Annotated in this window: 9 protein-coding genes and 1 pseudogene; 6 read left to right on the forward strand and 4 right to left on the reverse strand. The window is 46.6% G+C overall.

The annotated features are described in order from the left end of the window. The 3 genes from RIM23_RS01235 to RIM23_RS01245 all read right to left on the reverse strand — a co-directional run. On the reverse strand, positions 1 to 236 hold a 236-nt coding region (locus RIM23_RS01235; protein ID WP_446363754.1), incomplete at its 3' end, for a hypothetical protein. A gap of 314 nt (positions 237 to 550) precedes the next feature. Beyond that, a complete protein-coding gene (cobN, locus tag RIM23_RS01240; RefSeq protein ID WP_446363756.1) occupies positions 551 to 4,636 on the reverse strand; it encodes a cobaltochelatase subunit CobN in 4,086 nt (1,361 codons plus the stop codon). Between the two features lie 85 nt (positions 4,637 to 4,721). After that, positions 4,722 to 6,092 (reverse strand): RNA-guided endonuclease InsQ/TnpB family protein, encoded by a 1,371-nt coding sequence (locus tag RIM23_RS01245; protein WP_446363758.1) that lies wholly within the window; start codon positions 6,090 to 6,092, stop codon positions 4,722 to 4,724. A 261-nt stretch (positions 6,093 to 6,353) separates the two neighbouring features. Here RIM23_RS01245 and RIM23_RS01250 point away from each other — a divergent pair, with 261 nt between their 5' ends. From RIM23_RS01250 to RIM23_RS01260, 3 genes and pseudogenes are all read left to right on the forward strand, one after another. Further along, positions 6,354 to 8,723: a hybrid sensor histidine kinase/response regulator gene (locus tag RIM23_RS01250; RefSeq protein WP_446363760.1), complete on the forward strand. Its 2,370-nt coding sequence runs from the start codon at positions 6,354 to 6,356 to the stop codon at positions 8,721 to 8,723. 70 nt (positions 8,724 to 8,793) lie between these two features. After that, a complete protein-coding gene (locus tag RIM23_RS01255; protein WP_446335019.1) occupies positions 8,794 to 9,132 on the forward strand; it encodes an antibiotic biosynthesis monooxygenase in 339 nt (112 codons plus the stop codon). A 2-nt stretch (positions 9,133 to 9,134) separates the two neighbouring features. Next, a pseudogene (locus tag RIM23_RS01260) lies at positions 9,135 to 9,395 on the forward strand (AAA family ATPase); the annotation flags it as partial. Between the two features lie 783 nt (positions 9,396 to 10,178). On the opposite strand, the gene RIM23_RS01265 reads toward RIM23_RS01260, so the two are convergent. Next, positions 10,179 to 11,528, reverse strand: a complete 1,350-nt coding sequence (locus RIM23_RS01265; protein WP_446363762.1) for a proton extrusion protein PcxA — start codon at positions 11,526 to 11,528, stop codon at positions 10,179 to 10,181. Positions 11,529 to 11,592: 64 nt separating this feature from the next. Here RIM23_RS01265 and RIM23_RS01270 point away from each other — a divergent pair, with 64 nt between their 5' ends. From RIM23_RS01270 to RIM23_RS01280, 3 genes are all read left to right on the forward strand, one after another. Continuing rightward, on the forward strand, positions 11,593 to 13,836 hold the full coding sequence (locus RIM23_RS01270) for a recombinase family protein (RefSeq protein ID WP_446363764.1): 2,244 nt from the start codon (positions 11,593 to 11,595) through the stop codon (positions 13,834 to 13,836). A gap of 26 nt (positions 13,837 to 13,862) precedes the next feature. Beyond that, positions 13,863 to 15,002, forward strand: a complete 1,140-nt coding sequence (locus RIM23_RS01275; protein WP_446363766.1) for a tRNA (guanine-N1)-methyltransferase — start codon at positions 13,863 to 13,865, stop codon at positions 15,000 to 15,002. 125 nt (positions 15,003 to 15,127) lie between these two features. Next, the gene (locus RIM23_RS01280; protein ID WP_446363768.1) at positions 15,128 to 15,865 is read left to right on the forward strand and encodes a peptidylprolyl isomerase; all 738 of its coding nucleotides are present in this window, start codon (positions 15,128 to 15,130) and stop codon (positions 15,863 to 15,865) included. Positions 15,866 to 15,914 lie beyond the last annotated feature (49 nt).

A 15,914-nucleotide genomic window follows, 5' to 3' on the forward strand; every position in this document is an offset into this window, starting at 1 on the left:
GCCTCACGTACTAGCATCACTTTACGTGATAAGTATCGATTACTCGATTGGCAATACTCACGAATTTTTGCCTGTGCTAGACTACCTTTATACTGTAGCACAATAAATACCACAATGCCAAGGGAAAAGATACTAAGGGTAAGGCTTTCAAATAGAGAGTTTGAGACACTTAAACAATATGCATTGCAGACGGATAGGATGATTTCAGAGGTGGTTCGAGATTGGATAAAGGACATAAAAAAGCCGTCCTTCCAGGACGGGGCTTGAGACCCACTAATTCCGGTCACACCGATAGATTGGGCAAAAAAGACAACTCTTCAAGTGAAATTAGAAACAAAAAGACGCTGCTGTGATTCAGTCCATTCAGCAACGCCTCAGCAATTGAGTTTTCTAATCCTGGATACATCCTAACCCCGTAAGCTGAGACTGTTGTCAATCCGCATTCCACCCATTGAAGTGTCACATCAGCTACTTCTGGAGAAAGAAACGTATGTTTTAGAATGGGCGTATTGTCTCATCATCACTCAAAAATCACTCAAAAGTCAGTCACTCAAGTTAAACCTTCAATCACGGCTTCTGCTTGCAGGGTGATCGCTCTTAATTGCTCCAGTATCTCAGGTTTAGCGGATTGCCACAACGATCGCTGATGCGCCTCTAGTAACCGTTCTGCCATATCCCGCATCGCCCAGGGGTTCTTTTGCTGGATAAACTCTTGTACCTTATCATCCAACAGATAAGCCTCCGTCACCCCTTGATACATATAATCTGCCACACAATTGGCTGTCGCATCATAAGCAAACAAATAATCCACAGTCGCCGCCATTTCAAACGCGCCCTTATATCCGTGGCGCATTACCCCTTCAATCCATTTGGGATTCACCACACGGGAACGGTAAACGCGGGCAATTTCTTCCTGTAGCCGTCGCACCTGGGGATTTTCAGGAATCGAATTATCGCCAAAATAGGTTTGCGGATTCTTACCCGTCAGCGCCCGTACCGATGCAGTTAATCCCCCTTGAAACTGATAATAATCATCAGAATCGAGTAAATCGTGTTCCCGATTATCCTGATTATGTAAAACAACTTGCAATTGCTTCAGGCGTTGTGCAAAGGCTTCTGGTGCTGCAACCCCCTCCTGATTTTGGGAAGACGTACCACAGTAAGCATAACTACTCCAATTCATATACGCCCGCGCCAAATCTTGTTCATCACGCCAGTTTTGCGCCTCAATCAATCCCTGTAACCCTGCACCATACGCCCCCGGTTTCGAGCCAAATATCCGATAGCGCGATCGCGCCTGGGCTTGTTCTTCACTCAATCCCGCCTGACACCAAAACTCTGTCTCCTGTTTCACTTGCGCCGCCAAGGGATTGTCCTCCGGGGATTCATCCAATGCGGCAACAGCGACCACGGCACTGTAAAATAAATCAATTAAATTGGGAAAAGCATCGCGAAAAAAGCCCGATATCCGCAGCGTCACATCCACACGCGGACGCCCTAACACAGACAGGGGAAGAATTTCAAAATCCACAACCCGACGTGACGGACGATCCCAAATCGGTTGCACACCCAACAACGCCAGCGCCTGAGCCATATCATCGCCCCCGGTTCTCATCGCTGACGTTCCCCATACGGATAATGCCAGTGTTTTGGGATACTCCCCATTATCCTGGGTATAGCGTTCAACCACCGCTTCCGCCGCCTTTCGTCCCACATCCCACGCCGTTTCGGTAGGAATCGCCCGGATATCAACGGAGTAAAAATTGCGCCCTGTGGGTAATACCTCCGGGCGTCCCCTCGTTGGCGCACCCGCCGCCCCACTCTCGACATAGCGCCCATCTAATCCCTGCAACAGATTAGTGAGTTCTTGGGATGTTTGGGTTAAGGCGGGTAAAAGGCGATCGCGAATCCAGTCTAATTCCTGTTGCGTTCGTTGTCCGATTCGGGCATTAAGTGTAGAGACGCGCCATGGCGCGTCTGTAGGGGCGGGTTTAGGAACATTCTTGTCGCTATTGAGAGTAACATTTGTACAAAACCCGCCCTGACTAAGTGTTGACTTCTCCAACCCTTGTGCCTTTGAGATCAGGGATTCCACCAATTCAGCAGCTTGGGCTTCTAATTGTGCGATCGCGTCTCTGTTATTGTCACCCTCCCGAATCAGGGGATCAAAGTCCCATCCCCAGTCTTGGGCGATCGCACGAGTTAACCCTAAGCGCCCCCTCCCCGGATGACGGGCAATTGCCACAATTAAGTCTCGCAATAGTCGTCCCTGGGGACACTGTCCTAATATATGCAACCCATCCCGAATTTGAGCTTCTTTTAATTCACACAGGTAGCTATCGATTTGAGTTAAAAGATTCGCTTCCCCAGCTTTCCCTAGAAGGGCGGGTTTAGTCAAGCTATCTGACATCGACACAATGTTATCGGTAAAACCCGCCCCTACAGCCCCTGCTTCCCCATCCTCAAATCCCAAATCCTGGTGCAGGTTTTCTTGGATAACCAATTGAGTAATGCGATCGCGGATCATCGGTAAGCGAGAGGGATCTAAGCTTTGCGCTTCGTAATATTCATCCACTAACCCTTCAAGCTGTTGCAAAGAACCATAGAGTTCAGCGCGAGTCATCGGTGGCGTCAGGTGGTCAATAATCACAGCCTGCGATCGCCGTTTGGCTTGCGAGCCTTCCCCCGGATCATTGACAATAAACGGATAGAAATGGGGCATTGTCCCTAAGGCGACTTCTGGATAACAGGTTTCAGAGAGTGCCAAACTTTTCCCCGGTAACCATTCCAAATTTCCATGTTTTCCCACATGTACTACCGCATGCGCCCCCAATTTCTGTCGCAGCCAATAATAAAAGGCTAAATAAGCGGGTGTTGGTTCTAAATCCGGCGCGTGATAATTTAAAGCTGGGTCACTATCATAACCCCGCGACGGTTGAATTCCGACAAAAATATTACCCAATTGGATTCCTGGAATGGGAATTGTTGAGTGTTGAGTGTTGATTGTTGATTGTGTAGGGGCGGGTTTAGGAACTTCCTTGTCGCTATTGATAATAACGTTCATCCAAAACCCGCCCTGACTGAGTTTTGACTCTTCGCTTCGCTCATCTGGAATCTGGTTTTGAGTTTCTTGATCCCAACGGTTACAGATGCCTTGCTGTACCGTTAATGGTAACGTATCAAAATAATCTCGATAATCTTGTTCAGATAACCCCTGTTGAACCGGACGTAATTCCCATCCTTCGGGATCATTTGTTACCCCCGTAGTTAAGCGTTGAATTAGTTCATCCCCTGTTTCTGGACTATCGTCTACCTGATACCCCGCCCCTTGCAACGCCTGAAGAATTTCCACACAGCTTGCCGGCGTATCGAGCCCCACACCATTGGCGAGGCGTCCATCTCGGTTAGGATAATTGGCTAAGATGAGGGCAATACGCCGTTGTGATGGGGGGGTTTGGCGCAATTTCACCCAATTCGCCGCTAACTCAGCGACAAAATTAATGCGATCGCGCACCGATTCATAAACCACTACATCCGTTTCCAGCAGCGGATTCCAGATTTGTACCGCCTTAAATGAAACCGCACGAGTGATAATGCGTCCATCCACTTCTGGCAATGCTACATTCATTGCCGTATCTCTAGGAGTTAATCCCTGAAATTGTTCCTCCCATTGTTCCTTTGTACCGCCACTAAAAATGACTTGTAGTACGGGTACATCCAAACGTTGCCATAACTCTAATCCGGATATTTCATTATCTATACTATTAAGTTTTGGGTGAGATAAATTTTCGTCCTTAGTTATCAGAGATAGTTCCTGAGAATCTAATTTAGCAACAGAGAAACTCGTCGTATTCAGCAAAACCTCAATTCCCGCACCATCTTTTGGTTGGAAATAGGATAATACCTCCGCTTGTACCTCCGGATCACGTAACGACGAGACAAATAGTGGCACAGGATGCAACTGTTGTTCAACTAACGCTTGACAAAGTGCATCAATAGGTGATGTATTTCCCGCCAAATAATGAGCGCGATAAAACAAAATCCCCACTTTAGAGTTAGTAGTCAGCGCTTTAGCGCTTTCGTCTCCCCACCCATAAACCCCCACACGCGGTATCGGTTTAGGAGGTAGAGGCTCATAGCTTCTTCCCAAGCACAAATCTGCTACAAATTTCAGGGCGTTTGTACAATTCTCTACACCTCCTTCAATAAAGTAGCGCCATAGCTGGTGAACGGCGGTTAACGGAATGGTAGAATGACTAATTAAATTGGGATCTGGGCGATCATCCCCTGGCAATAGGATTAAGTTAGCTCCTGTTTGTTGCACCATTGTTTGCACGACTTCTAATCCATAAGACCAGTAGGCAGATCCACCCAAAAGCCGAATAATAATAACATCTGCCTTCTCTAAAACCTGGTCTGAATAGGTATCAATCGTTAATTCCTGCTGCAATTGTAAGAGGTTAACGGCTCGAATCGCGGGAAAATCTGGGGGTAAATGAGCCATTGACGCCGCCAAGGTTTGAATATCAGTGTCAGCGGCTGTGATTAAAATAATCGGCGCAGGTGTCTGTTCAATAAAGATGACTCCTTCTGCTTGTGGGTTCCATCCTCCCGGTGTCGCAGCAATCCGATGCATAGTCTTTTTAGAGATCCTGTGGTATTTTATCTGTATTCATTTAGGTTGGGAGTGTATTGATTGTATGAGATTACGTGACATCCTCCTACACTGACCCTGCGGGTAAAGTGTAGGCTTCCCTAGTCGCAGCCTTACGATTGCGCTTCCGGCGTTTTATAGTTGGGAATATGCCCAGCCCAACTCTCTTGATATTGATCGCCGCGTTCCAGTCTCTATCCAAGATTAACCCACATAAACAGTGGTGAATTCGTACTGACAAATCTTTTTGAACTAGGCGATTACAACAAGAGCATATCTGGCTTGTGTTATGAGGCTTTACTTTCACCACCGACTTACCAGCTTTTGCAGCTTTGTAAGTGAGAATTGACAAGAATTGACTCCAGCCAGCATCATTTATTGATTTGTTTAAACCTGACTTGGCGCTTTGCCCATTGGCTACATACCTCCCTTGTTCATCCTGTTTAGGTTTGTTTTTCCGGGACAAGTTTCCTGGTTTTATGTCCTCCACAAAGAACACCTTCTCGTCCCGGCTCACCAGTCGTGTAGCTGATTCATAATGGAATTGTTTCCGCTTCCGTTGCAACTTTTGGTGATGCTTGGATATCTTTTTGGCTAGCTTCCGCCGTGATGCCGACTTATGCGGCTTCCCCTCTTTGCGGTTAGCTAATTTTGCCAATTTAACCTCGGACTTGCGGTAATGTTGTTGAATAGGATCAATCTCTCCATCCGATGCCGTCCAGAATTTTTCCAAGCCCACATCCAACCCCAAGGAGTTTTCTTCTGTTGCTTCTATCTCTGGTGGCTTCAGACTAGGGACGGATTTGTCTTCCAATGTTAGGGTTATGTACCATCCGTCAGCACGACGCGATATCAGTGCCGCCTTAATTGTGAATCCTTCCGGGATGGGGCGATGGTAGATTAGTTTCATCTGACCTACCTTGGGTAGGCTGATATAAGCAATATCTCGCCGTGTGCCGCCGTTTCTGCGCCGATGAGGATTAGCGGTAACACTCAGGCACTCCGGCTTCAACTGCGGGATTGAAAGCGTCCGGTATCGCCTCACTGACTTGAAGCGCGGTTTTCCGCTTCGCTTCCCGGTTGAATCGCCTTTGATCAACCGATTAAACGCATCTTCTACCCGCTTAACCGCTTCCTGTATTACCTGAGAGTGAACCCCTTTGTATAAGTCCTTATGGGATTCTCTTGACCAATGAGTAGCGCGTTTTTGACTGTAGTATGTTGGTTGGTCTTTGAGTTCTGGCAAATGGGTGATAAAAATTGGACAAGCATTGACTGGAGAGCGATTAAACTCCCACCAGTTAAACCGTTCTTCCAGCATTAGATTGTGTATCCTGCACAACTTGTACAGCCAGTCGTTTAGCTGTTTTGACTGTTGCTTATCCGGCACAATCCTATACTGGTAATTCAGTTTAAACGTGTCTTTAGTTCGCTTCAATTTCTATCACCTCCCTATTGCAATTATATATCAACCTCAGCCAAATACTATCCGGAAACATAAAAACAAGTTTTCTTTCAATGGCGATTCATCTCGACGCTGACCCTACTGGTACAGCGCGAGGCTTCTCGCCGATCAAGCTAAAAATTTTAAGAAAGATGTTATAAATAAACCGCTATATCTTGGATAGCATCGAATAGAGGCTCAGCTTACACCAAATCAGGGGTGAAGCATTGTCACTTGCTCAAACTAACCAAACTCATGGCGATATTGGGGAATCCAAGATTTAGCCGAACGTTGCCATTGTCAATGTTCGAGCGGCTGCAAGAGTTATTGCAGCAGATGCAGGTAAAAGTTGGTAGGAAAGCTGTACTCTTGCGATCGCAGGACTTACCCATTGTATCCGTGGGTCTAGATCAACAGGTGCAACGATTTACGGTGCTGGTGTCTCCAGTGTTCCGCGCCTTGCTCATCGCGGCTGCAATCGAGTCACCGGCGGAAACTGAGACAAATGCCCATTCAAGCCTGTATCAGGTTGGGTTAACCTTTGAGTCAGACGCGATCGCAGATTTTCTCGACGGGCTCACTCAACGCTTCACCAACTCCCCCCAGATTTTCCCTCTTTTCCAACTTGCCCAAACCTATCCAGAACCGAACCAAGGGGATATCCAGAGTGAATTTACCCTGTTGTTGATGGATGTACTCAGTGCTAATCCGATTAGCAACGAACCCATCTATCCTTACTGTGAGGTGGGTCAACCCATTGAAGCAGCACTACGCCAACAGGTGGAACAGGAACGGCTGATCAATCAGGTTACTACTCACATCCGTCAAAGTCCAGAATTACCCGTTATCCTCTCCACGGCTGTCGATGAGGTGCGTCATTTTTTGAACGTGGATCGCCTATTAATATATCAATTTGACGGTGATTTGGCTAACGTGAGCGAGGAGGGTAATAAAACCGAGGTTGACAATTCCACGGATATTGCCGATCAATTCGAGAACGCCAAATCTCTAGATTCACCACCCCTCTCTCAACAGGATGAGGGTTGTGTCACTTATGAAGCCCGCTGTTCTGATAAAATTGGTTCTGTCCTCAATTGGCGAGAGGAAAAGGACTGCGCCCTGCATATTCCTAACTGTCGCACCCGATATCACCAAGGATTTACTGGGGCGATTGATGATATTGAAGTCGCCTACAGCGATTCTCCCTGCTTACTCCAACTGCTGCGACAAACCCAAGTTAAAGCCAAGTTAGTCGCGCCGATTATCGTTCAAAATCGCCTGTGGGGATTACTGATTGCCCACCAATGTTTTGCACCCCGACACTGGCAAGAAAGCGAAAAACTATTTCTCAAGCAAATTGCCGAACACCTGGCTGTTGCTATTTATCAGGCTCAACTGTATGCCCAACTGCACCAGCAAAAAAGTAACCTAGAACAGCGAGTGATTGAGCGCACCCAAGAACTTCGGGATGCGCTGCAAGCGACACAAGCCGCTAACCATGCCAAAAGTGAATTTCTAGCGGCGATGAGTCATGAGTTGCGAACGCCCTTGACTTGTGTGATTGGACTATCGGCAACATTATTGCGTTGGTGCTGGGGAGATGGAAGTAGCAAAACTGTATCCCTTGAGAAGCAACGGCATTATTTACAAACGATCCAAGAGAATGGGGAACACCTACTGGAACTGATTAACGATATTCTCGATTTTTCCCAATTAGAGGCGGGGAAAGCCGTTTTAAATATCAGCGAGTTTTCCCTGTGGTATCTTGCCCAGCAAACCTTACAATCCTTAAAGGAAAAAGCCCGGAGTAGCCAGATAGAATTAACCCTGGATTGGCAAGTCCCCACCCAAAAGGATCGCTTTCAGGCTGATCCACGCCGACTCCGGCAAATTTTGTTTAATTTATTGGGAAATGCGATAAAATTTACTCCGGCTGGTGGTCAAGTCATTTTAAGAGGGTGGCGAGAACATAATCTAGCTGTATTTCAAATCGAAGACACGGGGATTGGTATTCCCCAAGAACAGATTCCCCTGATGTTTCAAAAGTTTCAGCAGTTAGAGACAACCTATCAGCGTACCTACGAAGGTACAGGTTTAGGGCTAGCTCTGACCAAACAATTGGTCGAACTCCATGGCGGTACGATTGAAGTTGAATCCACTGTGGGAAAAGGCTCTATCTTTACCGTTTGCTTGCCCATCCAATCCGTTGTTTCAGGCGCAACCAAATCAGCCGCCTCATCGGGAAAGGGAGCTCCGGTGCCAGGGAGTATCGTTTTAATCGAAAATAATGAAGCCAGTGCGACAGCCATTTGCGAAATTCTCACGGCGGCGGGTTATCATCTAGTTTGGCTGATCGAAAGTTCGACTGCCGTCAGGCAAATTGAACTGCTGCAACCCCATGCTGTGATTGTGGATTGGCAGTTATCAGCAATGGACGGATATGAGATCAGCTATTATCTCCACCATAAGACTACGACAGCACACATCAAAGTTTTGGCTTTGATTACATCCTCACTTTCAGCCGATGAACAGCAAGATCTTAACGCCCTCGTTGACGATTACTTACCCAAACCCGTAGAACCTGCCCAACTTTTGCACAAAGTTGCCACATTGATGGCAATATAAAGTTGTCATTTGTCATTTGTCATTTGTCATTGATACTTAGTTGTTGACTTAATCAATAAGGAGTGTAATAATGAGCGAATTTCTAGATTTTCTCAAACACAAGTATGCCTATGTGGCGATCGGGGAATTTAAGCCCGGTAAATTTGAAGAAGCCCAACAGCTTTATGAAGAAGCAGTCTCGACCTACACTCACGGATTCCAAGGGGCATACATGCTGCGAGAACCTGGAACGGATAAAGGAATTGCCGTTATCTTTTGGGATCATATCGAAGACATGGATGAAAATCAAAATGAGGCTTATCAACAGATTTTGGAGAAGATGTCTCATTTATTTATCAAGCCACCCACGACTACATTTTATGAAGTTTCTAGTCAAATACCGCCTTCTGTGAAAACAGCAGCAGAATAATCATGCTGCAACGAATCATTCTCAACGGCTTCAAGTCCATTAAAACGATGGATCTTGAGTTGCGCTCCTTAAATGTCTTGATTGGAGCCAACGGAGCAGGTAAAAGCAACCTGGTTGCGTTTTTTAAGCTGCTGAATGAGATGATGGCAGGACGACTTCAACAGTACATCGCCACGTCGGGACGCGCTCAATCTCTGTTGCACTTTGGCCCCAAGATCACACCGCAAATAGAGGCGCAACTAGAGTTTGAGGTTGAGAATGGAATGGATACCTATACCCTGCTGACATTAAACAAAGATGGAAAAATAACGAATAATAGCGATAATACGATAGAATACACCCTAAAAAAAGTGAATTAGGGCGATCGCTGCTCTTGTCGTGTCGTGGCACACCTAATTGGATGGATTAGAAGGACGTAAAAGAAACGGCAGGGGGGGTGTAGGGGCGCCAGGCGTGCGCCCAAATAAAATATATCAGTGCCCAGCCACTAAAGGGAGGACCCCACAAAAAATTGGGGGTAGATTTAATTTTTTATAAGGACGAAAACTAAACGGCAGGGGGGGTGTAGGGGCGCAAGGCTTGCGCCCAATTCAATTTTAGCTGTGCCACGCCACTACTGGACTGACACAGCTAAAATGGTGGGATAGATTTATGGTTAGATCGGGACACACAACCTGCGCCCCTACAATTCTAATCCACCAATTACAGCGGTTGGCAACCGGGTGAGGTACAGGCGTGAGGGCGCAAGCCTTGCGCCCCTACATTTGGGTGTACCATCAGCACTTGGGAACTGCTATAAGAAATTGGGAAAGCTCATTGTTGTTACTGTACCTCATAGCAGCGCGAAGCGCTGTAAGGTGTGCCACGTCACTACATTTGATTCCACATTTAGGCACAGAGAAATTCAGAGGTTTCTGGTAACCACTCAATAAACTCGTCAAACGTAATCGGTGGTTGAAATGCTTGAATCATGGATTCACCTCATTTTATTTGAACTAGTACAAGAAAGGAGGACGAATGACTAAGGACAAATGATATAAACAAAATTATTCATTCATATTTCGGTAAGTTGCTACCGCTGACGGTGAAATCCGGTTTAGATAGCGGAAAATCCAATATTTAATCACCGAATCGAGAATAACCGGAAACGTGGCAATGAACAAAAAGATAAAATCATGATTTTCGGGAATACCAAAATGTCGCGAAATTCCGGCTAGAATCACTTCCCAACCGTGGGGAGAGTGAAATCCGACAAACATATCGGTAAACAAAATAATGATAAAGGCTTTGGCGCTATCACTGAGTCCGTAGACAATATCATCAATAAAGGATTTTAGAACCACAAAATCTGCTTGACTGGTCACAATAACTCCCGCAAAACAAAGTAGAGAAATTAAGTCAGAAAAAATATTCTTAATCGCATCAGAACTGCGATATCGATAAGCTTCAGCTAGCTCTTCGGCTTTTGTCCTTAGCTGTTCTTCCATTTCTTTCGATGATAACTGAGGCGCCATTCCCAATAAGCTTTTAAAGTGCAGTTCCTCTTCAAACCGCTGGAGTTCTATGAAGGCTTCTTCCTTCATGTCGATGTTTAAGAAAATACCGGGTTCATTTTCTGGGCGAAATGAGTCAACAATGGGTCCAACGACGAAAGTTTTAGCCACCTGATGGGCTAAAATGGGAACAATGATCAGTGTTAAAATAAACTTGATCGAAATTAAGGTTTTGTCTCGAGACGTGCGAAACTTTTTGACAACTTCCTCTTCGGCTTTGGGATCAAGTTCCCGCTGAAGTCGATTGACCGTTCGCAGAATTGACCGAGGCACAACACCGGTTTTATCCGATACAGTTTCTAATGCATCATTTGGGGGATTAACGCTAACCTGCTTCAAGTTTGATAGGTTTTTGGCATTGGCTGTAGTTCTGGCATTGCCGTTGGGTTGAGCAACTTGATTGGTGGAGAGTGGAATTAATGAAAGGGAGGATGGATCGGGTTCTGAATATCGTTTTAAAATCTCATCAATAAAGTTGAGTTTTTCGATTATAATGGCTTGCCTTTCAGTTAATTCTAGGGAATCATACCGATATAATTTGTCTGGAGAACCGAGTAATTCATTCATTTTGGTCGGCTCAGAAACCCGAAAAATTGACCGACTGGTTCTAAATTCTTGTAAGCGAACTCTAATGGTATTTAAATATTTCTTTAAGTCAGCTTCAAAATAGGAAATAACACTATCACTATGTTGACTGGAGCGAGAATCAATTTTTTGCCCATTAAAATGCTCATCTTCAATCGATTTAATGGTTAACGCGGCTTTGTAAGCTTGATCTAAGGCTCTTTCGGGTGTATCCGAGAACCATTGGTTAGCCAGACGTAAAATAGAGGGTAGTTTCATCGAAATGGCTAAAAATCTCAATAAAAAATATTCTGGAGCAATCCTGGCTCTCAATTGAGTCAGAATGAATATAGTCTACTGTAGGTGGTATAGTAGCAGACTCACCCTAGGAGAACTCGTGGTTTCCGATTCAATTTGGATTAGTGGTGGCACTCGCACGGGCAAAACAACTCGCTTGGTGACTCTGTTTCGCCAATGGGTGGAAGCAGGATGGGGTAGATCGCGTCAGTTATCTTCTCCCATTGTCCGCAAAAAGCGGCGCGATCGCTATCAGACGCCAGCTCTTTTAATTTTGGCAGCAAATGCTGATAATCGTCGAGAGTTGACAGATCGCCTCACCACTACATTACAGGGGCGTTATCCAGTGCGTTGTCAGACACCCTTGGGATTCTTTCAGGACGAAGTGATTCTATTTTGGCCCCTTTTGATCCAACGGTTAAATCTCAGAGCCCAGTTTCCCCTGCGCTTGCGCCCAGAAACGGAACAGGATTTAGCTATGCAGTTGTGGCGCCCCCAACTCGAGTCAGGATTGATTCAGATACCGGGAAATAATGAGTCGGTTCGGGTGCGACGTCTGTTGGATTTGTTACAATTAGCCGCCCTGAGTGGGACTCGGATTGAAGAGATTCCCAGAATTCTAGAACAGGGAGTGGTGGAACTCGAAGCAACCCCGGATCAATGGGAATTGATTGGTAAACTGCTGTTGGATTGGCGGCGCTGGTGTCTAGATAAGGGGTTGTTGACATACAGTCTGATTTGTGATCTCTATTGGCGGGAAATGTTAGCCGATTCCACTTATCAGCAGTATTTGACCCAGCGTTATCGGGCGATACTGGCAGATGATGTAGATGAGTATCCCGCGATCGCGCGTGATTTGTTTGATGTACTCTTAGATCAAGGCGTTGTGGGGGCGTTTACCTATAATCCCCAAGGTCAAGTGCGCTTAGGCTTAAACGCTGATCCGGATTATTTGTCAGGATTAGCCTCCCGATGTCAAGTGGAATCCTTACCGCCACACCCGAATGATTCCTTAGCTGATGGGTTATCGCCGATGGCGGTAGACCTGCTCAACGACCCAATGGTATTGTCAGACTTACCTGAGTCTTTGCAGTCACTGCAAACTACGTCCCGCGCTCAGTTGTTGCGCCTAACCGCCGAGGTAATTGTAGATGCGGTGAAGTCGGGACAAGTGGAACCAGGAGATATTGCGATAATTGCACCCGGATTAGACGCGATCGCACGGTATACTCTGACGGATATTCTCACCAAACAGGGAATTCCTATAGAGCCTCTGAATGAACAGCGCCCTCTGATTAGTTCCCCCTTAATTCAGGCATTATTAACCCTGTTAACCCTTGTGTATCCAGGATTAGGGCGCTTAGTAGATCGAGAGGCTATAGCACAAATGCTAGTGGTTCTCAGTCGCCCACCTGAACCCGTGGCTACGACTGAAGCCGACTCCCCCCTTCCCCATCCCCATATTGACCCCGTGCGGGCGGGTTTACTGGCGGATTACTGCTATTCCCCTGATCCCGAATCCCCCCGCTTATTACCCGTCGAAGCCTTTGCTCGTTGGGATCGCTTAGGACATCGGGCGACTACAGCTTATACCCAGATTCAGCAATGGTTAGAGGGACAACGAGAACAACAACAACAGCGCCTGATTCCCTCCTGTGTGGTGATTCTCGATCGCGCCATCCAGAAATTCCTGTGGAATGGCTCTAATCTACCTTACGACCAAATTTCCGCTTTACGGGAACTCATGGAAACCGCCCAACATTATTGGGAAGTGGATGGACGATTGCGGAAAATCCCCGCCAACACTACTGATGAGGAAATAGCCAGGGGGGGAACACCACCACAGGCGACAATTTCCCAATTTATTCAATTATTGCGTCGGGGGACAGTCACAGCCAATTCCTTTCCCGTTCGTCGTCTCTCAGCTACAGCGAATTCGGCTGTTACCCTAGCCACCATTTTCCAATATCGAGCCGCCCGTGGCTATCACCGTTGGCATTTTTGGTTAGATGCGGGATCTCATCTTTGGAGTCAGGGAGGCGCCGCGACATTATTTGCAGCGCCCTTATTTCTCAAGGATTGGTTTGGACAGCCTTGGACAGAAGCCGATAAAATCAAAGCGGATGAAGAACGCCTGCAGCGAATTTTACAGGATTTGTTAGGGCGAGTTCGCGATCGCTTGTATTTGTGCCATAGTGATTTAGCTGTCAATGGGACAGAACAAACCGGTCCGTTGTTAACCTTAGTTCATTCCTCAATCGAGTTAACGGCACAGTCAGTGAGTCATTAGGGACACCTTTTGGTGAACCGCAAACGATGAACCAAAATTTAACTGAACATACCGAAGGCGAAGCCACATTTAAAGTTGGTCATGCATTCTATCGCCCCTCAACGCAAGTAGTGCGAGATTTAGGCGTTTTAGCGGCGGCGATTTATAAGTCCCAAATGGGTGGTTTGCGAGTGATTGATGCGATGAGTGGCTGTGGGGTGCGTTCCCTGCGCTATCGGTTGGAAAGTCTTGCCGATTGGATATGGGTGAATGAAGCAAACCCAGAGCTGAACCCGATTCTACAGCAAAATTTAGCCGGCGCGATCGCAACCCATACTGCCACCCTAACCCATCTCGACGCCAATCAAGTCTTTTTTGAATGCTATAACCGCCGAGACTACTACGATTTCATCGATGTCGATTGCTTTGGTTCCCCTACCCCCTATCTAGATACCAGCCTCTGGGCGCTGAAACTGGGGGGACTCCTCTATCTCACCAGTACCGATGGGCGCAAGTTGACAGGTCATGCTTCAGAAAGTAGTTTAGGCATTTATGGGGCGTATCCCCGCAACCATCCCGCCGCCCAGGAACAAGGATTGCGACTGGTAATTGGTAAACTCCAGCAGCAAGCCATCGCCAAGGGTTTGGGGATTACGCCGATATTCTCCCTGTTTACAGGTCAAACCTATCGCCTGATGGTGCGTTTGGTCAAATCTCAGCCGTTGACGTTGCAAAATTACGGTTTTCTGGGTTACTGTCATCACTGCGGTAATTATCAAACTGTGTCCTGGCGTCAGTTAGGGCGATCCTTTTGTGATCATGACCAAAAATCCCTCACCCTGAGTGGTCCACTGTGGCTGGGTGTGTTGCATAATAAATCTTGGTTAAAGCAAATGAGAGTATTAGCACATCACTGGCAATGGTCCAAACGGGTACAACTCCTCACTCTCATGGAAGCTGAAGCCGATTTCCCGCCCTACTTTTATACCTTGGCAGAAATTGGACGCCGAGGACGCGGGGATATCCCTAAACGAGATTATCTGATGCAAGCATTGCGCGATCGGGGATATCAGGCGAGTGCCACTCATATTACACCGGGAGCGATTAAAACCAACGCGGATATTCACACTTGTATTACCGCAGGGCAAAAAAATGATCAAAATCCTCCCCCTAAGGAAAAATCTTAACTTTCCTAAACTTTTAATTAATAGTGGCGCTGGAGTATAACACTCCCTTGAAGCAAGATGTTATCTTGGAAATCACCTGATCTATAAGTTCTTGAAAACACTACCTTGAGAGGCTTCTCACCACGATGACTGCCATTTTAAAGGTTGGCGACCAAACCATCACGGCTGAAGAAGTAATTCCCCTGTTAGCCAAATATCAATTACTCCCTCAGTTATTGCGAGAAATCATTATTGATCAAGCCATTGCCACCATAGATTGTACCGACGAAGAAAAAACGGCTGCCTGCGAGCAGTTCTATACTAAAAATCAGCTAACTTCCGAGGAAGAGCGTCAAGCTTGGCGTGACCGTCAAGGCGTAAGTCCTGAACAAGTTGAAGAGTTAGCGGTTCGGGGACTAAAACTGGAAAAATTTAAACAGGAGACTTGGGGACATAAGATCGAGTCCTATTTCCTCAAGCGCAAAGGACGATTAGATCGGGTAATTTATTCCCTGATTCGGACAAAGGAGGCGGCTATTGCCCAAGAACTCTATTTTCGTATCCAAGAAGGAGAACAGTCGTTTAATGAACTAGCGCGAGATTATTCCCAAGGACCAGAGGCGCAAACGGGCGGATTAGTAGGACCTGTGGAACTGAGTACACCCCACCCCACCTTGGCGCAAATGTTAACCGTTAGCCAACCCGGTCAACTTTTGCCCCCCACCCGCTTGGGCGACTGGTTTATTGTAATTCGTTTAGAAAAGTTTTTACCCGTTCAACTAGATGATGCGATGCGTCAGCGACTCCTGGAGGAAATGTTTACCACCTGGTTACAAGAACAACTGCGACAACAGATATCCTTTGGCACACCCGTTCAATCCTAAACCCTGTAAAGACGCGCCATGGCGCGTCTCTACAATGCTATTCCCTGAG

Source organism: Coleofasciculus sp. G3-WIS-01 (assembly GCF_040223135.1).
GTDB lineage: Bacteria > Cyanobacteriota > Cyanobacteriia > Cyanobacteriales > Coleofasciculaceae > Coleofasciculus.